Raw genomic sequence first — 23914 nt, forward strand, 5'->3', positions numbered from 1 at the left:
TCGGTATTGATAGAACAAGTGATTGGACAATTATTAAACGAATCGTTGTCATATTCGTGAGGTTTCGCAACGCTATAATGTGATGGTACTCAAACGAAAGTCAGTATTAGCTTATCGGTCGGTATTTGTTTTAATTGCGTGGAGAAAGCAAAACAACGCTTGCAGTTCGAGCGCTGAACAAGTACCGTTGCGGCGTTTTTCATATTAATAAGGTAAAGGTTTTGATCTCTACAGCGAATATCACCCAACAATTCGGCGCTAAGCCACTTTTTGAGAACATTTCTGTTAAGTTCGGCGAAGGTAACCGCTACGGTCTGATTGGCGCGAATGGCTGTGGTAAATCGACTTTTATGAAGATTCTGTCTGGCGAGCTTGAGCCATCTGGCGGTAACGTAAGTTACGATCCAAATGAGCGCGTTGCTAAGCTAAACCAGGATCAATTCGCCTACGAAGAATTCACAGTAATCGACACGGTTATCATGGGCCACAAAGAGTTGTGGGAAGTGAAGCAAGAGCGTGATCGCATTTACTCTTTAGCTGAAATGAGCGAAGACGACGGCATGAAAGTAGCCGACCTAGAAGTTCAGTTCGCTGAAATGGACGGTTACATGGCGGAAGCAAAAGCCGGTGAACTTCTTCTTGCTGTAGGTATTCCAGAAGAGCAACACTTCGGTTTGATGAGTGAAGTGGCTCCGGGTTGGAAGCTTCGTGTTCTATTGGCTCAAGTTCTGTTTGCAGACCCGCACATCATGCTACTTGACGAACCAACGAACAACCTGGATATGGACACAATTCGCTGGTTGGAAGAAACACTGAACCAACGTAACTGCACAATGATCATCATTTCGCACGACCGTCACTTCCTAAACAGTGTTTGTACACACATGGCTGACTTAGACTACGGTGAATTACGTTTATTCCCTGGTAACTACGATGAGTACATGACTGCTGCGACTCAAGCTCGTGAACGCCTATTGTCAGATAACGCTAAGAAGAAAGCACAAATTGCTGAACTTCAAACTTTCGTTTCTCGTTTCTCAGCTAACGCTTCTAAAGCTAAGCAAGCAACATCTCGTGCTAAACAGATCGACAAGATTCAACTTGAAGAAGTTAAAGCATCAAGCCGTCAAAACCCATTCATCCGTTTTGAACAATCTAAAGAGCTATTCCGTAATGCTCTAGTTGTTGAGAATCTGTCTCAAGGCTTTGAAGAAGATCTATACGCTAAGTTTGATGCAATTTTCGAAGTAGGTGAGCGCGTTGCGATCATCGGTGAGAATGGCGTGGGTAAAACGACACTATTGAACACATTAGCTGGCGCACTAGAGCCTCGTACTGGTGAGTACAAGTGGTCTGAAAACTCAAACATCGGTTACTACGCTCAAGATCATGCTCATGACTTTGAAGAAGACATGAACCTATTCGACTGGATGAGCCAGTGGCGTCAAGAAGGTGAAGACGAGCAGGTTGTTCGTAGCTTCCTTGGTCGTATGCTATTTGGCCAAGACGACATTAAAAAGTCAGTTAAGGTTATCTCTGGTGGTGAACAAGGTCGTATGCTTCTAGGCAAGATCATGATGCATAAACCAAACATCCTATTAATGGATGAACCAACTAACCACATGGATATGGAATCTATCGAAGCACTTAACTTAGCGCTTGAGAACTACAAAGGCACATTGTTCTTCGTATCTCACGACCGTGTATTCGTAGACTCACTAGCGACTCGTATTCTTGAGATCAAAGACGGCAAGATCCACGACTTCCGTGGCACTTACGCTGAATTCTTGAAAGCACGTAATATCGAAGGTTAATACTCGATACTATAACGCTATGAAAAAAGGCTCCCGATGGGAGCCTTTTTGCGTTCTACAGATAGTTAAAATCTAGGTGGGGTTAGGAGCGCTAATATTTGAATTGAGCGACCACTTTTTCCAACTTCCGACTAACACCGATAACTTCTTGGCTTGAAGTGCCTGTTCTTGCAACTTGAACGGCTGTGCTTCCCGCTAAATCTGCAATTTGCGTGATATTTCGGTCGATGTCTGCCGACACCATAGATTGCTCTTCGGACGCCGTCGCAATTTGTGCGTTCATATCAAATACTTCACTGATCTGATCAACAATCTTTTGAATTGAATCTACAGCAAGCACGGTTTGATCATTAGTCGCGTTTACTTGTTCTAGGCTGTTCTGCATCATGGTCACTGTATTTTCTACGCCAGACGTAAGCCCATTAATCGTGTCTTCGATTTGTTTGGTCGATTCATTGGTCTTCAGTGAGAGTTGTCTTACTTCATCTGCAACGACTGCAAATCCACGGCCATTCTCGCCAGCACGAGCAGCTTCTATCGCTGCGTTAAGTGCAAGTAGGTTAGTCTGCTCGGCAATCCCTGTAATTGTAGAAATTACAGTACGAATTTCTTGGCTGTGTTGTGACAACTCATTAACTAGCTGTTGCGAATCAGCAATGTTACTTGTCAGTGATTGAATGCTTTTTCCTGCGGTATGGGTAACTTGCATACTCTTTTCCGCTTCGGTCTTAACGCGTAGTGCGTTTTCCGCGGCGCTCTCGATATTGGCTGTGATTTCGTTACTGGTCATCACTAATTCGTTAACGGCAGTTGCGACTGATTCGGATTCTATTTTCTGTTGTTCTGCGTTCGCAATACTTTGATTCGCAGCTTGCTCGGATGTAGCCGCGCATTCAGATAGGGTATGCATAACTGAAGCAATCTCAGAAATGTTGTTATGAAGCTTCGCGATAAATACATCAAACGAATTCGCCAATTGAGCTAATTCATCATTGCCTTTTGCGTTCATTCGAACGGTAAGATCGCCATTTCCTTCCGAAATCTCCTTCATTAAAGCGGTAATTTTTCCGATTCTAGAGGTAATGCTTTTGCCAATAATCAGTAGTAGTGAAGAAACAGTAAGAGCAATCGCAAGCCCCATGACTTGAAGTCTAAAGGTGACTTGTTCAGTCAACTCAGCATTAAGCGTTGTGATTTTATCTTGCAGATTGTGAATGGCTTCTTCAGTTTTGTGTACGTTCGTTCTAAGCGCGCCTTGTAAACCTTGGTCTGCGCTTAGGCCAATTACCGTGTATGACTCTGCCAATGCAAGTGCAGCGGATTTATACCCAGAAAAAGTATCCGCTAAGAAGCTGTAACGGTTAGCTTTGCTTTCAAACACATTTAATTCAGTGATGTAGTTCTTGAGCGATTCATCATTCGGGTTTTCAACAAATCGCGTACTTTTCGATAGAAGCTTGGTGTAAGCCGATTGAAGCTCAAAATCGCCTAATTGGTTGATCTCGGTAGACAGTTGTAATCGAGACTCAACCACAGCCTGACTTAACCCCGTTGCGTCTTTCGAGCCTTGGGCTTGTAATTGGCTCGCCAGTTGATGAAATTGGGTTTGATAAAGGGCTAGGGTATCTAAAGATAAAGACACAGAGTCTTGAACTTTACTGCTGTGTTCATTGAGTAGACTTTGGATATTTCGAATGCGTTTTTCTAGCGTCGATAAAGTGGTATCAAATCGCTCTAAATACTTTGGATGCTGACGGGCAAGAAAATCCTTTTCATGCCTTCTTAAAGTCAGGAGATCAATCTCACTGCTTTGGTTTTCGTGGTCTGCATGTTTGAGTTGCCCCAATTGCTGGAAACTATACTGTTCGTACAGGCCATAACTCGCAATTCCCACCAACAAAAAGCAAGTAATTAGAATGAGTTGTGCGCGAATCGAAAGCGATTGTAACAAGCGAGTTATAATAGGTTGCCTAGTCATGGATACCTCCTAGGTAATCTGACGTTAAATAACCGCTGAATTATTAAAGTTCTATGACGTTTTTATTACAGCGAGTCTTTAACTAATAGCAGTTGCCACTTGTTATGCAAGTTGTTGTTTATTTTCGCAAAGCAGGTTTAGCGTGTAATTTACTAATTAAAATATCGATAACTGCATCCGCTATGATTTAACACATTGATTTATATGTTTTTTCTTTAGGATTTATATCCACTTCAGTAGAGTGGCTATTACTGAGCATTAATCATGAACTTTTTATAGTTACGAACATTCCCAATTATTGGACGTATTAATATATCTACTAATAACAATCGTGTTGCACAAAACACTCTTGGTGGTGAAATCTTTCCTATAGTTACTTATAGGTAACCCACGGATTTATGAGGTGATTTTGTTGCAGACACATGTAGCACACCGCTTTAAACAAATGTTAGTGATCGCAATGACACTGGTGCTGTTTATTCCTATTGCTGTATATACGGCTTCCATCGCGAAAGGGACAAGCTCTGATATTCTTCATCAATGTCAGCAAGTATGGGCGCACCGAGGGCTAACGACTCACGAGACAGAAAACTCACTTTCTGCCTTTGATGCCGCTTTTAAGCAAGGAGCACGTGGGATTGAACTAGATCTGTTCTTTTATAGCGATCAAAATCGATTTGTCGTTACTCATGACAAGATAGATGTGTATACCCCAGAGTTACTAACCCTAGAACAAGTTTTCAAAACCTTTGGCCAAGATAAGTACTACTGGCTCGATTTCAAAAACCTTTACCAATTGGATTCAAAAGAACGGAAATTAGCATTAGCAAGACTCGAAACCTTATCTAGCAAGCTCGTTCCTAAATCGCGCTTTGTGGTTGAATCAATAGATGTACACGCATTAAAAACGTTCACCGAGGGAGACTTCATCACAAGTTACTGGGTAACGCTTACTAATGATTTCAGCACTTTTTCTTATTTTATTCATACATTTAAAATAAAGATTAAATACCTATTGGGTCAATTCACCGCAGTTTCCACGGATCTAGACAATTATTCTGACCGATTCCAATTCCAACTGTCTTCAATACCAACGTTGTTGTTTACAGTGAACGAACAAGCCAAAGTAGGTCAGTTGTTTGAACGAGATAATGTGAGAGTCATATTGAGTGACTTGCCAATCTATCAATCAACACAGGGATGTACAGATGATAAAGACCAGCGATCGTAAAGCTCATATATCCCACTTACTAGCCATATTGAGCTGCTTAGCGGTGAGCGGGGCTTTGAGCTTAGATAAGTTATCAGAGTCTCTCGTGAAAGGATCGATACACGTATTATTGCTCGCTATTCTCATTTACGCGATTTTGCGCTGTCTATCGTTTTTTAAACCTCTTCAATTTATTGTCGCCTTGTTTATTGGGATTGAACTCTTTGTTCAACTGACGTACCAATCGTCATTGTCGATAAGCATAGTGATGAGCGTAATCAATGCACCGCTTGGGGAATCTGCCAGCTTTGCGTCGACTTACTTAATAGAAGCATTACTCGCGGTATTATCAGTACTGTTTATGGGTACAGCTCAGTTTACAGGAGGAAGGTTGGTTGGCTTTACTACTGCGAGCGTAGGATTTGCGTATCTTTTAATACCGTTGCTGATACAGATGCCCGGTGTGTATAAAAATGCGTTTTATGAAGACTACTTGAACAAAGGTACATCAAGAGGGAATTCCAAGACGTTCAGCACCATCGAGTACACTTTTCATAAATTGTCCCTACGGTTTCCTCCTTTTGAAAGCCTGATCGCAATTGTCGATTCAGTGAAGCTATTAACCATGCAAGTGAATTCTGAAACATCTTGGACTGGCGTAAGCGTTAGCAAGCAAGCGCCGGAGTTACTTGTGATCGGTATAGGTGAATCTTTGCGAGCCGGTAATATGGGAATCTACGGTTACGATAGGGAAACCACTCCCAAGCTTAATGCACTCCAATCGAGTTTAACGGTGTTTGACCAGGTATACGCAGCAGGTAGTAATACATGGAGCTCGATCCCTGCTATTTTGACAAAGACCAAAAGCCTTCCCGACTTATCTAAATCCATTATCCATTTGGCTAACGATGCTGGTTACGAAACCTATTGGCTGTCTAATCAGGCTGAATTCGGGCAATGGGACTTTTCGATCACGAGTTTAGCCAACCAAGCGCAAACAACATACTTTACTTCGCAAGATGAAGGCGGCAGCCAATTGGATGAGGCCTTATATAGTCAACTTGAAAAGGCGATAAATCTAAACACTAATAAGAAGCTGATCATTCTTCACTTTTATGGCTCCCATATGAACTTTGAAGACAGATACAGTGCAGAATTCTCTGTATTCGACTCAGGAGCCCCAGACCTAGACCATTATGACAATAGCGTTCTTTACACTGACTCTTTGCAAGAACAGTTAATTCACTTGGTCCAAAGCAAGGGAGGGGAATACATGTTTTTCTCAGATCATGGTTTGGGTAAACCTAATGGTGAAATGTCGTTAAAACATGACGTTAGAATCCCGCCTGATCTTGATTCCTTACAGGTGCCGTTGTTGATGACTGGATCATTAGAAGCGCTAGCTAACCAAGAAATAGTGATAGACTCAAACCGACCGTTTTCACTCTTCTATTTTGAATGTTTGTTTTCTGCGTGGTCAGGTATTTCTGCTAATGAGTTGGAGCGAGAAGAATATTGCGCAAACAGCCTATCTAACCAAGATATGATTTACCTAGATGCAAACATGAGTCTAAGAAAAGAGCAGGCCCCGAAACAAACTAAAGAGCAAAGCGCCCTCAATACAGTGTTAGCGAGCGATGGATAAAACAATCTACATTCGGAAATAAAAAAGCGGAAGGTTTATCCTTCCGCTTTTGATTGCTTCCGAGAGGAAAAGAGCTCGGTAGTTGCTCTCAACCCAATATTAGTCGTCTTTTAAATGACCTTTTACATCAAAATCAATCTTGTCGGCACCAGTAAAGATTTGGAACCTCAAACCTTTAGCACGCGCAATTGTGGTAATGCCAAACTTCTGTGCTAAATCTAGCCCCATTTGAGTAACGCCAGAACGTGATAACAACACTGGAATGCCCATTTGTGCGACTTTTATTACCATTTCAGATGTTAGACGCCCTGTTGTGTAGAAGATTTTATCGTGGCCACTTTCACCATTAATCCACATTTCACCTGCAAGTGTGTCTACCGCGTTATGGCGACCGACATCTTCTACAAAGGAAAGGACTTGGTCATCTTTACACACCGCACAGCCATGTACAGCGCCGGCTTTTTTATAGGTATCGTTATAATGGGTTAGAGCTTCAAGCGCCGTATAAATTTCAGATTGCTTAAGCTTTGTTTGAGGAACTTGGTAATCTTCAAGCTGCTTCATGACGTTGCCATACATGGTGCCTTGCCCACAGCCCGAGGTAACGGTTTTCTTTTTAAGGGCAGCATCTAAATGGCCAGTGTCTTCAGTGGTCACGACAGCCGCGCTGTGCGTCTCCCAATCAATAATGATAGATTCAATGGCCTCTGGATCGGAAAGAAAACTCTGATTCTTTAAATACCCAAGCACTAAAGACTCAGGACGCGAGCCTAGCGTCATTAGGGTCACGATCTCCTTCCAGTTCAGCATTACGGTGAGCGGGCGTTCGCAAGCGATTTGCTTAGTTAGCTTTTCACCATATTCATCAAAGACCTCGACTTCCATTGTTTGGAATGGGTTCTCACTCGTTTTAATTATGTTGGGTTTAGCCACTATCGTGATCCTTGTTGTTACTTATACATTGGCTTGTGAACGCATCAGCGCTACAGATCTTATCTCAGATTAAAGCAAGTCTTGTTCCAAGTAATAAGCGCTGGGAAATAGTACTCGTTAAGATGGCTCAGAACTTGCTTTATCGACTTTAACAAACTGTAACTCAGCGACTACAAACTATAAGAATGAGGATGTAATGACTATCTCAAATCAACAAAAAGATGACATTACCACGCAGGATAAAACAGAGACCATTTGGCCAATTGAGTGTCAGCTTTTTGCACAAGAAATTTCCCTTGGAATGTGGACTACCACTCAATGGCAACTAGAAGGCTTTGTCCTTCGAAGTGAAGATAACAACAACCAAGCCAACCGAGCAATTTTGGAACTACATCGTGACGAGCGTACCGACTATCGTTTTAATTTAAGTTCTCAAAGCCCGAAACTCTTTGTTGTTTTAGATAACTTAGAAAGCGACGAACAACCAAACATTGTTGCGCTTACTGCATCGCAAAGTATCGCAGGCCAGTATATGGATGGTGACTACTTAGTGCTTTCAGATGACATGCCATTACCCGTTCAAGCATGGATGGAAGCCTTTATAGGACGTAACGGTGAGTTGATTGAACAGCGACGTAAAAAACGTAAAGGAGCGGGGCGTTCGAGTGGCAAGTAGTTTCTTATCTCGTTGGTCTCAAAGGAAATTTGAGCAAGAGAAAAACCAGAATGAACCAGAAGTTCCCGATCAATTAGATGTTGATTCAACAGCTAGCGTTAGTACTTCAACGATTGATATTCAAGCTGATACTTCAAATGCCGAAGACGCGCAACTGGTGACAAACAATGGTGAAAAAGGTGATGAACTTGATTCTGAACAGCCAGGCTCAGTCGCTGCATTACTGGCGACAGGCGCAGAAGCAGCAGTAAAGAAAGCCGCGCTAAGAAAACTATTCCTCAGTGGTGAGTTTAGTGAAGTCGATGCGCTCAACGACTACGACCACGATTACAAAGCGGTAAAATCATTGTCATCAGACGTTGCAAGTAAACTGCGTGGTTGGGCGAAAGAACAAATCGAAGAAGAGCCAGAGCACAACGTCGAACATGTTGTCTCTAATGAAGATACGAATCAACCAACAGATATTCAGGCATCAACTAATCAAGAACAAACTTCTTGCTCCGTTGAGCCACAAACTAACGAAACTGAGTCGCTAGAACTGATAAAGAGTAGTGAAACAACACACGCTGACACAACAAACTTCACTGTTAATCGGAAGGTTGACCCCTAGTTAGATTCATATGCCCATCTACTAATTGGTATATTTTGACCAAGTAGGCATACTATAAATAGGGACAAATTGTCTCATGAGACAATTGGGACATCACTGAGTCAGAATATTGCTGAACCCAAGTTTCAAAAAAGATACGAAAAAGCCTTCACGATACCTGGAACTGTACCAGTTAACATGAAGGCATTTTTTCTTCTGTCGTTAGTTAATGACAGGGGAAAACACTCATATTAAGGTGAACACATCAGTTCTTTTCGAACCATTCTGATTGTTCAAGCCATAGTGCATTAATAATTCCAAACGAGCAGGCAAGCAATACGCCTAAGACCCAACAAAAATACCACATAACGATTTCCTTAATATAGCGATGAACTATTGTCGTGAATGTACTGATTGTTTAAGCGTCCAAACATTTTGTAGTAACACCAAGCGGTGTAGCCAAGAATAATTGGCACGACGATAACCGCCACCACAGAGATGATGGACAGCGTGAGTTGGCTTGATGTCGAATCCCATAACGTAAGACTGTGCGACGGCATGATGCTCGACGGCATAATCATCGGGAATAACGCAATACCAGCCGTGAGTATCACGCTCGCAATAGAAATGCTTGAAAACACGAAAGCTAATCCCGAGCGCTGGGACAAAGCCGTTATTGAACACAAGAATAAGCTCGCCACACCGGCTGCTGGTATTAACCAAAGTAACGGGTAGGCTTCGTAGTTGTGTAGCAGCAGGCCATCAAACTTCGCTACGTGCTTTAATAGCGGGTTAGAGGCAGCATCAGTCGCCATTGGGCTAGTAATGATGTAGCCAGGCTCTATCGTTGAATATAAACCGCCAGCGATAAACAAGAAGGCCGTTATGGTTGCAACAATGACCGTCAGCTTACGAGAGCGCGCACAGAGCTCTCCATCTGTCTTTAAGCCTAAGAATGCTGAGCCTTGTGTAATAACTATGCCTAAGCTCACCAAGCCACACAGGATAGGGAACGGTGTAAGTAAGTCTAAAAAGCCTCCCTTATAATTCAGCATTAAGAGTTCATTGAATTCAAACGGAACCCCCACCATTAGGTTGCCAAAGCCTACGCCAAATATAATTGGTGGAATTACGCCACTAACAATCAACGCATAGTCGCAAGCCTTACGCCATTGCGGGTTATCAATTTTCGCTCGGTAATCCATTCCAATAGGGCGCAACCATAGCGCTGCAAGCACAAGAATCATGGCAAGATAGAAACTAGAGAACGCAGCGGCATACACCGACGGCCAAATAGCAAAGATTGCACCGCCCGCGGTAATTAACCAGACCTGGTTACCATCCCAGTGTGGAGCAATCGAATTGATCATCACTCGGCGTTCGGTATCGTTTTTTCCTAGTACAGGGAGTAGCGCTGCAACGCCCATATCAAAGCCATCGGTAATAATAAATCCAATCAGCAGCACGCCGATGACAGCCCAAGTGAATAGGCGCAAGTTTTCGTAATCAAACATCATTCGCTCCTTAGTGAAGATCAACCAATCGGTCTAATTGATTTTCCGATTGCTCAAAGTGATAACGTCCCGTTTTTAAAGCGCTAGGCCCGCGTTTCGCAAACTTAACCATTAGGTACATTTCGATAATGAGGAAAAGGGTATACAAGATGTAAACAGCCGCGAGTGATAACCAAATACTTGAAGCTGGTAAGTTAGAAGCCGCCATATTAACTGGAAGTACTTCACCAATTGCCCAAGGCTGTCGACCAAACTCAGCCACGAACCAGCCTGCTTCACATGCAATCCACGGTAATGGGATTGCTAATAATGCTGAACGTAATAGCCAGCGGTTGTTAGCGATCTTTCCTCTGCAAGTTTGGATAAATGACAGGCCAACCACAGTGAAAATTAACATTCCACATGCAACCATAATTCGGAAACTCCAAAATAGGGGGGCAACCGTAGGGATTGTGTCTTTCGCGGCTTGCTTGATTTGTTCTTCAGTCGCATCGGTTACTTTGTCGGTATACTTCTTCACTAAGAAGCCATAGCCCAAGTCTTTCTTAAGCTCGTCAAACTGCGCTAATGTTTCCGGTGATTTATTTCCTGAACGTAACTGCTCTAATAAGCCATACGCTTGGATGCCTCGGCGAACACGAGCCTCATTATTTGCCAGCAAATCTCGTATACCTGTCACTGGTTCATCCAAAGAACGTGTCGCAATAATGCCCATTAGGTAAGGGATTTTAATCGCGTAATCCGTTTCCATGGTTTCTTGATTAGGGAGGCCAAATAGCGTGAACGACGCTGGCGCTTCCTCGGTGTGCCATTCAGCTTCAATCGCGGCCAATTTTACTTGCTGAACTTCTCCTAGTTCATAGCCGGACTCGTCGCCAAGCATTAGAGTAGACACAATCGCTGCCATACCGAATGCGCTAGCAATCGCGAATGAACGCTTAGCGAAAGGTAAATCACGACCTTTTAGCATGTAGTAGGCACTGATACCCATGATGAATAGTGCCCCGGTGGTGTAACCAGCAGCCACGGTGTGAACGAATTTCACTTGAGTGACGGGATTAAAAATAACGTCAACGAAGTTAGTCATTTCCATACGCATGGTTTCGTAATTAAACTCGGCTCCGACAGGATTTTGCATCCAACCGTTTGCCATCAAGATCCATAACCCCGAGAAGTTAGAACCAAGAGCGGTTAACCACGTAATAGATAGGTGCTGCCTTTTAGAAAGCTTGTCCCACCCAAAGAAGAACATTCCCACTAATGTTGACTCAAGGAAGAATGCAACCAGAGCTTCAATGGCGAGCGGCGCACCAAAAATATCGCCTACGTAGTGTGAGTAGTAAGCCCAGTTGGTACCAAACTGGAACTCCATGGTTAAGCCAGTTGCGACACCAACCGCAAAGTTAATTCCGAACAATTTTCCCCAGAACTTGGTCATATCCTTATAGATGGTTTTTCCGGTCATCACATACAGTGACTCCATCACCGCGAGCAAGAAGGAAAGGCCAATAGTCAGGGGAACAAAAATAAAATGGTAGAGTGCGGTACTTGCGAATTGAAACCGCGACAGATCAACGACATCTGTAAACATAAGAACTCCTTCCCGCCACAAGTGTGACGGGTAAGATGATTGAAAATAAGATGAATAATTAGGAAGAGCTAATTGGAGATTTAGCGCTAGACTTGAAGAGGGCGCCTATTACCAACGAAGTGTTTTATTTTGCTTTTTATCAAGCTGTTTACGTAGCCAGTAATCAGCGCTGACATAACGACCACCACCGTAAACTAAAAGAACAAGTAGCATGACAAAGTAAGTGCCTGCGAATTCCATACCGTTGTTTAGCATTACAGGGTCACCTAATTCGGTGATGTAGTTGTAGCGACCAGGGAAGTTAACAGCTAACCATTCAATAAAGCCATTCAAGCGTACTGTTGCTTCCATACCGCTGGTCGCAATTGCGTCCCAACCGTGCTTCCAGTGAACCATTGCACTTGCCACACTCATCATGAAGATCATTGGGATAGAGATAACGCGTGTAAATAAGCCTAATGCAATGCATATGCAGCCAAGCACTTCTGTTGCAGCGGCAAAAAAGGCAAGTAATTCTGGAAAAGGTAGGTTTAGCCCGCCATCAGCGGCTGAAGCTCCAAACCATGCAACGGTTCCAGAAAATCCAAGAACCTTAGATCTTGCACCCACATAGATAACAGGGATCAGGTAAAGGCGAACAGAAAGTAATACTAAGTAATCGTATTGTTTGCATTTGTCGACACATGCGTCGAACCAATTAAGGGCTGACTTAATCATACTATTTCTCCTACAGGGCGAACGCTAATCAGTTCTAGTTGGCAGAACCGTTCGACCCAATCAATAAAATCAAAACTAGCGGCTTGTTGAGCGATGTTTTGTTGTAGCCATTCTAGTGTTTGAACTGGTTCTTGTTGGATCATTTGGATGATCGCAACGTCTATTTCTTGCAAAGCAAGCGTCATCACTTGCTGATGGGAGTCTCGATACAAGGCGTAATAAACATGGTCACGCTTGTGGGTTAAAAAAGTCACTGACTCGCAATGAACGATGAAAGGCAGTGCTAGTAAATGGATAGTTGGATTGAGTTCTACAGCGAATCCAAAACATTCATTATTTTCAAAGTGCCACTTAACGAAGTCGGGTAGAACAACCGGATCAACTTCTGCAGATAGCGCCGCCCATTCATATTCAAGTAACGCGACTTCATTGCTCGACAAGCTTTTAGGGTTGTAAGCAACATCAACACAGTGTTCAACATCACTTTGCTGAGATCTCTGTTGGATAAACTTGGCAAACTCAGTGGCGATGTGATGAAACTGTGGCTCGGTTGCATGGTGAACATCGATAAATTCTTCAATGAGCGCATTCAGTTGCTCGCTAGGTAGTTGTCTACAGAACAACGGATAAGTGTTCATGAGTACACCCATTACATTGTCTCTAACGAGCTCCCCATATCGGCATGCGGAACGATCAAAACTCGATGAGCGGATGGTTGCCGTGAGCGCTTGTGTTTGACTCACCATTTTGTCTGGTGGGTTAAGCACAGTTTGCCTCCACTGTATTTAGCCGAACTGAGCAAGTTGGCATCAGAATTTGATCGTGAATCTCACGTAACTCTTCCGTTAACACCAACAATGGCGGTACGTTGTTGTCTCGCTCTAGCAATAGAGGCTTACTTCCATGTATCGCGATGGTCTCTTGAGCCAATTCAATTACACTTTGCTGCACTTGTTTTCCGTGTGTATCAAGAAGGAAATGATCGCTTTCCTCTAAGTGTCCCGCTATGTGGTAATAGCGAATGGCATCACTGGGTAGTGTTCGCAGCATCTCTTTTGCATCAAAACCGTGGTTTCTGCTGTTTACGAAAGCATTATTGATATCCACCAACAACTCACACCCACTGCGCTTTACGATTTCCGCAATAAACTCACCTTCAGGCATTTCATCTTGGTAGTCGTGGTAATAAGAAATATTCTCTAGCACTAGTGGCCTTTGAATAATCTGCTGTACGCGCATGATTCGTTCCGCAAGAAAGGGAATGTTCTCTTTGTAACGAGGAACGGGTAACAGCTCATACAGATACCCTTGGCTATCGCGAGAAAAGCTTAAGTGATCGCTGTAAATATCGATTCGAAACTCTTCTAGAAATCGAGCCACCTGTTGAACAAAGGTTTCATTCAAAGGCAAGCAATCACCAATTGACAGGCTTAACCCGTGCGCTACCAATGGATACTTGCTAGCGATCTCTTGTAACTGTTCGCGCCTGGCTCCACCAATATTCATCCAGTTCTCAGGCGCTAACTCTAAAAAATCAATATCAGGGTGTTTTGGTAGTTCGCATAACGCATCGATATGCTCTTGGCGTAAACCAATCCCTTTAGAGTTAGAGTTAATACAGGGCCGCGGCAGAGTGTTATTTCCCTTTAAGCTCTGAGTCATTGATGACATGGCGTTTATTGGCCGCATACACCACCTGTGATCTTGCTGTTAGATAACACAACTTGATGTTCGGTTGGCGCGATACCTTGCGCGTTCAATCCACATTTGCCATCGCGAGCTCTAACTAAACGACCTTGAGGATCACTAGTCAGTTCCTGTTTCTCAAATCGCTTCTCCGTACCACATTTACCTGCTGCACATTTACCACCGTGGCCAGAAGACTGTTTCGCTTCTACCGGAGCTTGTGGCGTTGTATCGGCAAGCACCATTGCTGAATTTAAGGTAATGACAGAAGTCATAGCGATTGAAAGCACTAATTTATTGTTCATGAGATACCTCCTGATTTGAGAGCGCTTTTGCTGCACTAATTGGGTAGCTAGAGAGATCGCGTCCCGCCACGATTTCACCGTTGAAGAATTGTTTGATGACTTTGATTGATTCAGATTTATGTCTGACACCCACGCCCATCCAGTGGTTTAGCACGAGCAATTTAGGTTGAACTTGCTTAGCAATGTTTCCGATAACAGAAGGCTTAGCGTGCATGTAAGAGGACACACCATCCGCTTCTTCGTGAATTGCCATAGGCATAACGAGAATGTCTGCGCCTTGAGCAAAATCGACAAACGCTGGGTTACTGCCATTTTGGTCTGCTGAGATTACGATCACGCCTTCTTCACTTTCGATGCGATAAGCGAGGCAAGGCACATCACCATGAGGTATGCCTAACGCATAAACCGTAAGCCCATCTTGTTCATACACTTTGGTTGGTTCATCGGATTGGTAATTCACATCAGTTAGTGTGATAGGAAATAAGCCGTCACTGCCGTCGTATAGACCATTGAGATAAGCATACGCGCCGTCTTCTCCATTGAAGTTGGCATTGATGTATCCAGTTAGGCTTGGGAATGCAGATCCAGCCATTGGGCCAGAGATATCAAGATCGTCTTCACGGTTAAAGAAGTAGCCACCTTTTAACAGTGCAGGTAAATCTGTCACGTGATCGGTGTGAAAATGGGTGATTCCGAGAAAGTCTAAATCTTCGAGCTTAGCACCAGCTTGTCCAAAGCGAAGGTAAACACCACCACCGGCATCGATCATGACTCTGGACTTTCCTTTCCACCAAATGATCTCTCCTGAAGATGCGCGTAAATCGTCAGAGATAGGGCCGCCAGAACCAAGTAATTGTAAAGTGAAATCCTTCTCTACTGGTTCCATCGTGACCGCGTAACTATTTGCTGCACCGAATGTTAACCCGAGTGCTAGCACAAGTGCTTTTAAAGGCTTGTTCATATTAGATACCTAATTATTTGATTTATATATCTATTAGCTTTGGTGAGCGCCAAAGCTGTGAAACAAAATAGGCAGGGAGCATGAAATATTCGCCGCCTTAAGTTCACGGCGAAAAGATAGTGAAAGCTGCATGTTTAGTAAATCAAGTAAAAATAAACATAACGTTTAGTTTTAATTAACACACAATGATTTACGGATAATAGAGGGCGATTTAAGCACATCGTGGAAACGAGACTTCGACGCGATAACTTTCAGTATTACGTCAAAAAGGTGAGACAAATTATCCCACACATAAAATAGGTACATTTTGACTAAATCATCAACATGACCGATGAGACATAATGTCGCATATGTTTTTAGTAACGATACCTAGTTTATAAAACAAACAAATAAAATTCATAAGATACTGATTTTAAACAAATAAAAAGTTGGAATACTATTTGCTATGACTAGCTCAATTCACAGGAATTCGTTCTAACTGGAACTGAGCAATGTTAAAACAATTATTACAACAAACATCATCTACCGATGGTCAGGCTCGACTTTTCGCATTTGAAAATACAGTCGAACTGTCCAATTTGATCCCCCCAACAGTGAGTTACGAAAGTGGTGGGAACACGCTAATTATTGGTCCAACTGCGATCATTATTAGTGCGGCAGAACAATTAAAAGAAATGAACTCACTAACTCTTTTGTCGACTGACGGGGAGAAGGCGGAGTTTGCAGACCTCTATTTTGCTAACTCGATTGAAGTTTCTGGCTTTCTAGGTGCGTTTAAAATTGAAGTTGAAAGCAATGGCGCGTTGACCAACCTTGCTAAAGTCGCGATTAATCATGATTGCTTCGATGTGGTTCTCGACCTTTCTCTTAATGGATGTATGACCGAGGAAGTTCCGGTTCCGGGCTACTACCCTGTAGGCCGTGGTTATCCGAAGCTCGCGGAAGCATTGGAAGAGATTCCAACACTAATGGGGACATTCGATAAACCAAAATATTTCCGCCTAGATACTGATTTATGTGCGCACAGTTCACGTGGCGTAAAAGGATGTGAGCGATGTGTAGAAGCTTGTCCGGCGGGCGCGCTCTCAAGTGAAGGCTCAGATCAAATAGGACATAAAATCGAAATTAACCCTTACCTTTGCCAAGGTGTCGGGACATGTGCAACGGCCTGCCCAACAGAAGCGATTCATTACGCTTTGCCAAACCCACAAGACACACAAAAATTCATTGAACGAACGCTGACCAATTACGAGCAAGCTGGCGGCGAAGACCCAATTGTTCTGATTTGCAGTTCGCGCCATGAAACTTACAACGTGATGGCATTAAAAGCGCTACCGGATAACGTTATTCCGGTAATTGTCGAAGAATTACCTTCTGTTGGAATTGATTCATGGTTTGCGGCACTGACTAATGGCGCGACTCAAGTTTTATTCGCAGCAAGCCGTCATATGCCAGCAACGATTCTAAGAGTTTTAAATAGTGAAGTTGGCGTTGCTCAGGATCTGTTAGAGCAATTAGGTATTGAGAAAGAATGTATCGACATCCTTTACCTAGAGGATTTACGAGAGGGTCTACCGACGCTTCAAACAAAGAGTTTTGATCTTTGGATCGGTGAATTGGAAGGAAATAAACGTCAGCGCCTATTTACTGCATTAGACGCACTGGTCAGTAATCGAATTCCGGTAGAAACCATTCAACCACTTTCTACATCGGCTCCTTATGGTTCTGTGTCTTGTGAATCGAAAGATTGCACTCTATGCATGGCTTGTGTAGCGGTTTGTCCGACATCAGCAATTCATACTGACGGGCAATCACCAAGTATTCAATTTATCGAACAAGATTGTGTTCAATGTGGCATGTGCGAAAAGGCATGTCCTGAAAACGCTTTATCGTTAGAGCCTCGTATGAACTGGGATAAACAGTCTCGTACTCAAGTTGTCACACTTCACAAAGAACCAGCAGCGGAATGTTTGCGCTGCAAAACTCCATTTGCACCTCAATCCATGATCACCATGTTGCAATCTAAGCTCCGTAATCATTCTCAGTTTTCAGATGAATTATCGATTAATCGAATCGCTATGTGTGAAGACTGCCGTGTGATCGACATTTTTGAAGCCATGGCAGAGCAGCCTGAACAACAGCTTAAATATTAGTAAGGGTATCCAATGGAAGCACAGCAAGAACAATCACTGAGAACGGATATTTACCTGTTAATCGCCAGTCTATTACGACAAGAGCCTTCAGCAGAGCTATTAACTTGGCTTGCAAGTTTGGAGGCGTCACTAAGTCGCGATGATATGTCTCAGGCTTGGGCAAGTCTCAAGCAAGCTGCCGAAGATAATGAGCTTGAGCAAGTTTCGGAAGAATATCAAAACCTATTTATTGGAATTGGCCGAGGAGAAGTTGTTCCTTTTGCCTCATGGCACTTAACAGGCTCACTAATGGAAAAGCCGTTGGCGCATATTCGACAAGACTTACTCAACTTAGGCTTTGAACGAAACGAACAAACCAAAGAACCAGAAGATCACATTGCCGCATTGTGTGAAGTGATGGCTCTTCTTAACGCACACCCACAAAACGTTCAGCAGCAATTTTTCAATACACATATCGCTACTTGGTTTTCTAAGTTGGTTTCGCAAATTGAATCGGCGAATAGCGCACAGTTCTATTTAGCCGTCGCAAAGCTAATGAAAGCATTTTTCACTTACGAACAAGTGAGCTTTGTTGAAGCACCAACAAACACTAAAGCCAAGAACAAGATTGAAGTAAAGAACATTGTCGACAGTGAAGTGAACTCATCACATTAAGAGATGCATAAGCATCCAAACTACCGTAACGGTAAGGGAAGCAATAATGAAAGATAACGAAAAAGTAAACACAAGCCGTAGAGACCTGCTTAAAGGATTGAGTACTGCGGCAGTAGCGGGGGCGGTTGTAGCAGGAACGACCAAAGTTGCATCTGCCAACGAGCCGTCTGCGCAAATTTCAGAAGACACGAAAGAGCAGGGTTACCATGAAACTCAGCATATTCGCGACTACTACGACTCTCTATAGGAGCAAATAATGAAATTAACTAAACGCTCCGATAGCGTGACGAAACATGAAAACCAATTTGGTATTAGCCGTCGCTCATTTATGAAAAACAGTTCACTGGCCGCTGGTGGTGTAGCTGCGGGCGCATGCATGTTTACTCCTGGAATGATCAAAAAGGCAGAAGCTAAATCTGTTGATCCTTCAGCAAAAACAGAGATCAAACGTACGATTTGCTCTCACTGCTCAGTAGGTTGCGGTATTTACGCTGAAGTTCAAAATGGCGTATGGACAGGTCAAGAACCCGCTTTCGATCATCCATTCAACGCTGGTGGACATTGTGCTAAAGGTGCAGCTTTGCGTGAACATGGCCACGGTGAACGCCGCTTAAAATACCCAATGAAGCTTGAAAACGGCAAATGGAAAAAACTAAGCTGGGATCAAGCAATTGAAGAGATCGGCAATAAGGCACTAGACATTCGTAAAGAATCTGGCCCAGATTCCGTTTACTGGCTTGGCAGTGCGAAACACAGCAACGAACAAGCGTATATGTTCCGAAAAATGGCGTCTTTATGGGGTACTAATAACGTCGACCATCAAGCGCGTATTTGTCACTCCACAACAGTGGCTGGCGTAGCGAATACTTGGGGCTATGGTGCAATGACAAACTCGTTCAATGATATGCACAACTGTAAATCGATGCTATTCATTGGCTCAAACCCCGCTGAAGCACACCCAGTTGCGATGCAACATATCTTGATCGCAAAAGAAAAGAACAATTGTAAGATTGTCGTTGCCGATCCGCGTCGTACTCGCACGGCTGCTAAAGCTGATCACTATGTATCCCTTCGCCCAGGCTCAGATGTCGCGTTCATTTGGGGCGTTCTATGGCATGTTTTCGCAAACAAATGGGAAGACAAAGAATTCATTCGCCAACGCGTGTTTGGCATGGACGAAATTCGAGAAGAAGTAGCCAAATGGTCACCAGCAGAAGTAGAGCGCGTTACCGGTATTTCTGAAGAAGAAGTGTATCAAACCGCTAAATTACTTTCTGAGAACCGCCCGGGTTGTGTTGTTTGGTGTATGGGAGGAACTCAGCACACCACAGGTAACAACAACACTCGTGCCTACTGTGTGCTTGAATTAGCACTAGGCAACATGGGTAAATCTGGTGGTGGTGCGAACATTTTCCGTGGCCACGATAACGTACAAGGTGCTACCGATTTGGGCGTACTTTCTCATACTTTACCGGGGTACTACGGGTTATCTGATGGCGCTTGGAAACACTGGTCAAAAGTGTGGGACCTAGATTTTAACTGGGTTCAAAATCAATTCGATCAAAACACATACCGTGGCAAGAAACCAATGAATAACATGGGTATTCCTGTGTCACGTTGGATAGATGGCGTTCTCGAAAACAAAGATAACATCGAGCAAAACGACAACATTCGCGCCATGTTCTACTGGGGACATGCGGTTAACTCGCAGACTCGCGGCGTAGAAATGAAAAAGGCGATGCAGAAGCTCGACATGATGGTTATCGTCGACCCATACCCAACGGTAGCGGCGGTTATGAATGATCGTACCGACGGTGTGTATTTGCTTCCTGCGACGACTCAGTTCGAAACAACAGGTTCTGTAACGGCTTCAAACCGTTCGATTCAGTGGCGCGACCAAGTTGTTCAGCCTTTATTCGAGTCCAAGCCAGACCACGAAATCATGTACTTGCTGACTAAGAAACTCGGTATTGCAGACCAGTTGTTCAAGAACGTGAAAGTGGAAAATAATCAGCCGCTCATCGAAGACATCACTCGCGAATTCAACCGAGGCATGTGGACGATAGGCTACACAGGACAAAGCCCTGAGCGTATCAAAGCGCATCAACAAAACTGGCACACTTTCCACAAAACATCGCTTGAAGCTGAAGGTGGACCTGCCCACGGTGAAACGTATGGATTGCCTTGGCCATGTTGGGGAACGCCTGAAATGAAGCACCCGGGCACTCACATTCTTTATGATACGTCGAAGCCAGTTGCAGAAGGCGGCGGTAACTTCCGTGCCCGTTTTGGTGTCGAGTTCGAAGGGAACAATTTGCTAGCAGAAGATAGCTACTCAAAAGATTGTGAACTTGAAGACGGTTACCCAGAATTCAGCGCGAAACTATTGAAGCACCTTGGTTGGTGGGACGACTTAACGCCTGAAGAGAAAGTAGCCGCTGAAGGTAAAAACTGGAAAACGGATACTTCGGGCGGAATTCAACGTGTAGCAATTAAACACGGTTGTATGCCTTTTGGTAACGCTAAAGCACGTGCAGTTGTGTGGACCTTCCCAGACCGAGTACCACTTCACCGTGAGCCTCTATATACACCGCGTCGTGATCTGGTTGCGGACTACCCAACATGGGACGACAGCGAATCAATCTACCGTCTACCAACCATGTACAAGTCTATTCAAGATCAAGATAAATCCGGTGAATATCCAATCATCTTAACGTCTGGTCGTTTGGTTGAATACGAAGGTGGCGGTGAAGAAACACGTTCTAACCCATGGCTTGCAGAGCTTCAGCAAGAGATGTTTGTAGAAGTAAACCCGAAAGACGCTAACGACCTTGGTTTTAAAGACGGCGAGATGGTTTGGGTGGAAGGCGCAGAAAAAGGGCGCATTCATGTTAAGGCAATGGTTACACGACGTGTTAAACCAGGTTTAGCGTTTATCCCATTCCACTTCGGTGGCAAATTCCAAGGTGAAGAGTTACGTGATAAGTACCCAGAAGGTACCGACCCATACGTAATTGGCGAGTCAGCTAACATCGCAACCACCTACGGTTATGACCCTGTAACGCAAATGCAGGAAACCAAAGTCACCCTCTGTAAAATTAGCAAAGCGTAAGGAGTCACAAGATGGCTAGAATGAAATTCCTTTGTGACACCAAGCGTTGTATCGAATGTAACGGCTGTGTCACAGCATGTAAGAACGAAAATGATGATGCGTTAGAATGGGGCATTCAGCGTAGACGCGTTGTCACGTTGAACGATGGCGAACCAGGTGAAAACTCCATATCGGTTGCGTGTATGCACTGTACCGACGCACCGTGTATGGCTGTTTGTCCTGCAGATTGCTTCAAGCAAACTGAAGATGGCATCGTTCTCCACAACAAAGACCTATGTATTGGTTGCGGTTACTGTTTGTTTGCTTGTCCGTTTGGTGCACCACAATTCCCTAAACAGTCAGCGTTTGGTGAACGTGGAAAAATGGACAAATGTACTTTCTGTGCAGGCGGACCAGAAACCGAAGCAGGCTCAGACGAAGAGCGTCAGAAATACGGGGCAAACCGTATCGCCGAAGGCAAGCTACCAATGTGTGCATCACTTTGTTCAACAAAAGCTTTAATAGCAGGTGATGCAGAGAAAGTCTCTGAGATCTTCCGCCAACGTGTAGTAGAACGCGGTGCGAAAGGGGCTGGCTGGACAAATGGTGAAGATTTGTCTTATGACGCGTCTAAAAGCTAAGTTGGGGGAGACGTATGCTTTCACTGTTTAAACGTCTCTCAGTTGTAGTGCTGCCTCTATTGGCGGCACTCACTATGCTAGCTCCCATGAGTCATGCATCTGAGACTAAGGCAAACACTGCTGAACGAGAAATTACTCAATTAGCAGGCACAGAGTTTTGGCAACAAGTAAGGGCAGGGGAAGAAGGTTATACCACTTCTCAGTTTCCTGAACATGGAGTGCTGATCAGTACACCAGGACAAACTTGGTACATTCTAAAAGAGAAGTGGATGTCGCCAGCAGGTTCGGTCGCTATTTTCGGTAGTATCGCTTTTGTTACCTTGATGTACATTGTGATCGGTCCCTTGATGCTAAGCGCGCCGAGAACTGGGCGTAAAATCAAGCGTTGGTCGCGCCTAGATCGAGCTCTACACTGGAGTATGGCGTTTACGTTTCTTACGCTAGCGTTCAGTGGTTTGATGCTGGTTTATGGTAAACACTTCCTTAAACCGTATATCCCAACTGATTTGTGGGGCTTCATCATTCTGCTTGCGAAGCAATATCACAACTACATAGGTCCAATTTTCTATGTACTTTTGATGTGCGTTCTCGTCAAGTGGTGGCGTAAATCGATATTCAAAAAAGTCGATCTTGTTTGGTTTATGAAACTCGGTGGCATGGTTGGGAAACATAAAGGTTCTCATCCATCGGCAGAGTTTTCTAATGCCGGTGAAAAAGCGCTGTTTTGGTTACTAATCGTAGTGGGTTCTGTGGTGGCATTAAGTGGGCTAGTTTTGGATTTCCCAATTTTTGGTCAAACACGACGTGATATGGAACTTTCAAACTTAGTACACATGTTAGCGGCGCTTATTTTAATCTGTGGCTTTGTCTTCCACATTTATATCGGCTTGTTCGGTATGGAAGGTGCGCTAGAAGGCATGGTAACCGGTGAAGTAGACGAAACTTGGGCTAAAGAACACCACGACCTTTGGTATGAAGAAGTGAAAGCTAATGAACAACAAGCGCAGGTAACCAAAGGAAGTGAAGTAAATGAACAAACATCATAATGGTATTTGGTTTGCGTACATCGCGAGTCTATTAACTCCTTTCACTTGTCTGATTTCCGGAGTTATCGCGATTGTTTACGCGGGTTACCGTCTAGATAAAAACGAAGATAGCGAAGTAGTGAATTCCCATTACTATGGGTTAATTCGTAGCTTCTTCTTATACTTAACCTTCTTTGTGGTCCTCATTGTAACGGTAGCGACTTCAAACGGATTACTAATCGGAGTTAACGACTATTGGTACAAGAGCTCTTTGATTGACAGTATTGCTTACTTTATTCCTTACGTCGGGATGCTATTTGCTTTGATTGCCATCGCGATTTGGTTTGTACGTATGGTTCAAGGAATGAATCAGTTGAAAGCCAACCAACCGCATCAACCTTCTAAAGGCCCGAACTTGTAGAGTAATGCTGTTTTAACCTATTAAGACTAAGCCCCGTCATGTTGCGAACATAGACGGGGCTTTCTTCTTTGGTGCATATGCTTATATTTTAATAACCAATACCCATCAACGCTCAATAAACGTGCAAACCAATTCACCAGATCGTGCATCGCGATGGTGCACATAGCTTCAATATGGTGCGCTGTATCAAGCTCCCTTTCCTAAATAGTATATCAACCCCAATAAAATCCATTTAAAAACAAAAACTTATAATTTACATATCGCTGATTGATGATCCCTTTTTATTGGAACGGTACTTGCTCTGTCAGGT

General features: G+C 43.7%; 22 protein-coding genes. 12 read left to right on the forward strand and 10 right to left on the reverse strand.

Annotated features, from left to right (window positions below):
- The first annotated feature begins 221 nt into the window (after positions 1–221).
- Entirely contained in the window at positions 222–1814 is a 1593-nt protein-coding gene (locus ELZ11_RS19330) for an ABC-F family ATPase (RefSeq protein ID WP_137359018.1), read from the forward strand.
- A 91-nt stretch (positions 1815–1905) separates the two neighbouring features.
- On the opposite strand, the gene ELZ11_RS19335 is transcribed toward ELZ11_RS19330, so the two are convergent.
- On the reverse strand, positions 1906–3792 hold the full coding sequence (locus ELZ11_RS19335) for a methyl-accepting chemotaxis protein (protein ID WP_137359019.1): 1887 nt from the start codon (positions 3790–3792) through the stop codon (positions 1906–1908).
- A 412-nt stretch (positions 3793–4204) separates the two neighbouring features.
- Between ELZ11_RS19335 and ELZ11_RS19340 the strand changes: the two genes are divergently transcribed.
- Positions 4205–5023: a glycerophosphodiester phosphodiesterase gene (locus tag ELZ11_RS19340; protein WP_137359020.1), complete on the forward strand. Its 819-nt coding sequence runs from the start codon at positions 4205–4207 to the stop codon at positions 5021–5023.
- The gene (locus tag ELZ11_RS19345; RefSeq protein WP_137359021.1) at positions 5001–6647 is read left to right on the forward strand and encodes a phosphoethanolamine transferase; all 1647 of its coding nucleotides are present in this window, start codon (positions 5001–5003) and stop codon (positions 6645–6647) included. The genes ELZ11_RS19340 and ELZ11_RS19345 overlap by 23 nt, the downstream gene beginning before the upstream one ends.
- Positions 6648–6746: 99 nt before the next feature.
- Here ELZ11_RS19345 and fdhD read toward each other — a convergent pair whose 3' ends face one another.
- Positions 6747–7580, reverse strand: a complete 834-nt coding sequence (gene fdhD / locus ELZ11_RS19350; RefSeq protein ID WP_137359022.1) for a formate dehydrogenase accessory sulfurtransferase FdhD — start codon at positions 7578–7580, stop codon at positions 6747–6749.
- A 196-nt stretch (positions 7581–7776) separates the two neighbouring features.
- Between fdhD and ELZ11_RS19355 the strand changes: the two genes are divergently transcribed.
- A complete protein-coding gene (locus tag ELZ11_RS19355) occupies positions 7777–8256 on the forward strand; it encodes a DUF3305 domain-containing protein (protein ID WP_137359023.1) in 480 nt (159 codons plus the stop codon).
- Positions 8246–8866 (forward strand): DUF3306 domain-containing protein, encoded by a 621-nt coding sequence (locus ELZ11_RS19360; protein WP_137359024.1) that lies wholly within the window; start codon positions 8246–8248, stop codon positions 8864–8866. The genes ELZ11_RS19355 and ELZ11_RS19360 overlap by 11 nt, the downstream gene beginning before the upstream one ends.
- 244 nt (positions 8867–9110) lie before the next feature.
- Here the strand turns inward: ELZ11_RS19360 and cydX are convergent, their stop codons facing one another.
- From cydX to ELZ11_RS19400, 8 genes are all read right to left on the reverse strand, one after another.
- Positions 9111–9212, reverse strand: coding sequence for a cytochrome bd-I oxidase subunit CydX (gene cydX / locus ELZ11_RS19365; RefSeq protein ID WP_137359025.1), 102 nt, complete (start codon positions 9210–9212; stop codon positions 9111–9113).
- Positions 9213–9222: 10 nt separating this feature from the next.
- Positions 9223–10359, reverse strand: a complete 1137-nt coding sequence (gene cydB, locus ELZ11_RS19370; RefSeq protein ID WP_137359026.1) for a cytochrome d ubiquinol oxidase subunit II — start codon at positions 10357–10359, stop codon at positions 9223–9225.
- 10 nt (positions 10360–10369) lie between these two features.
- Entirely contained in the window at positions 10370–11950 is a 1581-nt protein-coding gene (locus ELZ11_RS19375) for a cytochrome ubiquinol oxidase subunit I (protein WP_137359027.1), read from the reverse strand.
- 108 nt (positions 11951–12058) lie between these two features.
- Complete coding sequence (locus tag ELZ11_RS19380) at positions 12059–12667, reverse strand: HvfX family Cu-binding RiPP maturation protein (protein WP_137359028.1); 609 nt, start codon at positions 12665–12667, stop codon at positions 12059–12061.
- Complete coding sequence (locus tag ELZ11_RS19385; RefSeq protein ID WP_137359029.1) at positions 12664–13434, reverse strand: HvfC/BufC family peptide modification chaperone; 771 nt, start codon at positions 13432–13434, stop codon at positions 12664–12666. Before ELZ11_RS19385 ends, ELZ11_RS19380 begins: the two co-directional genes overlap by 4 nt.
- Positions 13427–14329, reverse strand: a complete 903-nt coding sequence (locus ELZ11_RS19390; protein ID WP_137359077.1) for an MbnB/TglH/ChrH family RiPP precursor modification enzyme — start codon at positions 14327–14329, stop codon at positions 13427–13429. Before ELZ11_RS19390 ends, ELZ11_RS19385 begins: the two co-directional genes overlap by 8 nt.
- Positions 14330–14343: 14 nt before the next feature.
- Entirely contained in the window at positions 14344–14658 is a 315-nt protein-coding gene (locus tag ELZ11_RS19395; protein WP_137359030.1) for a hypothetical protein, read from the reverse strand.
- On the reverse strand, positions 14648–15619 hold the full coding sequence (locus ELZ11_RS19400) for an MBL fold metallo-hydrolase (RefSeq protein WP_137359031.1): 972 nt from the start codon (positions 15617–15619) through the stop codon (positions 14648–14650). Before ELZ11_RS19400 ends, ELZ11_RS19395 begins: the two co-directional genes overlap by 11 nt.
- Before the next feature lie 491 nt (positions 15620–16110).
- Between ELZ11_RS19400 and ELZ11_RS19405 the strand changes: the two genes are divergently transcribed.
- Genes ELZ11_RS19405 through ELZ11_RS19435 form a run of 7 tightly spaced genes read left to right on the forward strand, consistent with a single transcriptional unit; the run spans position 16111 to position 23604 of the window.
- Positions 16111–17772 carry a 4Fe-4S binding protein gene (locus ELZ11_RS19405; protein WP_137359032.1) on the forward strand — a complete coding sequence of 554 codons (1662 nt, stop codon included), beginning with the start codon at positions 16111–16113 and terminating at the stop codon, positions 17770–17772.
- A 12-nt stretch (positions 17773–17784) separates the two neighbouring features.
- Positions 17785–18426 (forward strand): TorD/DmsD family molecular chaperone, encoded by a 642-nt coding sequence (locus ELZ11_RS19410; RefSeq protein ID WP_137359033.1) that lies wholly within the window; start codon positions 17785–17787, stop codon positions 18424–18426.
- 46 nt (positions 18427–18472) lie between these two features.
- Entirely contained in the window at positions 18473–18673 is a 201-nt protein-coding gene (locus ELZ11_RS19415; RefSeq protein ID WP_137359034.1) for a twin-arginine translocation signal domain-containing protein, read from the forward strand.
- 9 nt (positions 18674–18682) lie between these two features.
- Complete coding sequence (locus tag ELZ11_RS19420) at positions 18683–21538, forward strand: formate dehydrogenase subunit alpha (RefSeq protein ID WP_137359035.1); 2856 nt, start codon at positions 18683–18685, stop codon at positions 21536–21538.
- An 11-nt stretch (positions 21539–21549) separates the two neighbouring features.
- Positions 21550–22158, forward strand: coding sequence for a formate dehydrogenase FDH3 subunit beta (gene fdh3B / locus ELZ11_RS19425; protein ID WP_137359036.1), 609 nt, complete (start codon positions 21550–21552; stop codon positions 22156–22158).
- 14 nt (positions 22159–22172) lie between these two features.
- Positions 22173–23204, forward strand: coding sequence for a formate dehydrogenase subunit gamma (locus ELZ11_RS19430; protein ID WP_137359037.1), 1032 nt, complete (start codon positions 22173–22175; stop codon positions 23202–23204).
- On the forward strand, positions 23188–23604 hold the full coding sequence (locus ELZ11_RS19435; protein WP_137359038.1) for a hypothetical protein: 417 nt from the start codon (positions 23188–23190) through the stop codon (positions 23602–23604). The genes ELZ11_RS19430 and ELZ11_RS19435 overlap by 17 nt, the downstream gene beginning before the upstream one ends.
- Positions 23605–23914 lie beyond the last annotated feature (310 nt).

The sequence above is a fragment of the Vibrio profundi genome (assembly GCF_005281835.1).
Taxonomy (GTDB): domain Bacteria; phylum Pseudomonadota; class Gammaproteobacteria; order Enterobacterales; family Vibrionaceae; genus Vibrio; species Vibrio profundi.

Bases quoted from the DNA above. Each gene is read 5' to 3' on its own strand.
- cydB (WP_137359026.1), bottom strand. From the start codon at position 10,359: ATGTTTGATTACGAAAACTTGCGCCTATTCACTTGGGCTGTCATCGGC.
- ELZ11_RS19400 (WP_137359031.1), bottom strand. From the start codon at position 15,619: ATGAACAAGCCTTTAAAAGCACTTGTGCTAGCACTCGGGTTAACATTC.
- ELZ11_RS19405 (WP_137359032.1), top strand. From the start codon at position 16,111: ATGTTAAAACAATTATTACAACAAACATCATCTACCGATGGTCAGGCT.
- ELZ11_RS19420 (WP_137359035.1), top strand. From the start codon at position 18,683: ATGAAATTAACTAAACGCTCCGATAGCGTGACGAAACATGAAAACCAA.
- ELZ11_RS19335 (WP_137359019.1), bottom strand. From the start codon at position 3,792: ATGACTAGGCAACCTATTATAACTCGCTTGTTACAATCGCTTTCGATT.
- cydX (WP_137359025.1), bottom strand. From the start codon at position 9,212: ATGTGGTATTTTTGTTGGGTCTTAGGCGTATTGCTTGCCTGCTCGTTT.
- ELZ11_RS19390 (WP_137359077.1), bottom strand. From the start codon at position 14,329: ATGACTCAGAGCTTAAAGGGAAATAACACTCTGCCGCGGCCCTGTATT.
- ELZ11_RS19345 (WP_137359021.1), top strand. From the start codon at position 5,001: ATGATAAAGACCAGCGATCGTAAAGCTCATATATCCCACTTACTAGCC.
- ELZ11_RS19380 (WP_137359028.1), bottom strand. From the start codon at position 12,667: ATGATTAAGTCAGCCCTTAATTGGTTCGACGCATGTGTCGACAAATGC.
- ELZ11_RS19395 (WP_137359030.1), bottom strand. From the start codon at position 14,658: ATGAACAATAAATTAGTGCTTTCAATCGCTATGACTTCTGTCATTACC.
- ELZ11_RS19415 (WP_137359034.1), top strand. From the start codon at position 18,473: ATGAAAGATAACGAAAAAGTAAACACAAGCCGTAGAGACCTGCTTAAA.
- ELZ11_RS19410 (WP_137359033.1), top strand. From the start codon at position 17,785: ATGGAAGCACAGCAAGAACAATCACTGAGAACGGATATTTACCTGTTA.
- ELZ11_RS19355 (WP_137359023.1), top strand. From the start codon at position 7,777: ATGACTATCTCAAATCAACAAAAAGATGACATTACCACGCAGGATAAA.
- ELZ11_RS19435 (WP_137359038.1), top strand. From the start codon at position 23,188: ATGAACAAACATCATAATGGTATTTGGTTTGCGTACATCGCGAGTCTA.
- ELZ11_RS19430 (WP_137359037.1), top strand. From the start codon at position 22,173: ATGCTTTCACTGTTTAAACGTCTCTCAGTTGTAGTGCTGCCTCTATTG.
- ELZ11_RS19375 (WP_137359027.1), bottom strand. From the start codon at position 11,950: ATGTTTACAGATGTCGTTGATCTGTCGCGGTTTCAATTCGCAAGTACC.
- fdh3B (WP_137359036.1), top strand. From the start codon at position 21,550: ATGGCTAGAATGAAATTCCTTTGTGACACCAAGCGTTGTATCGAATGT.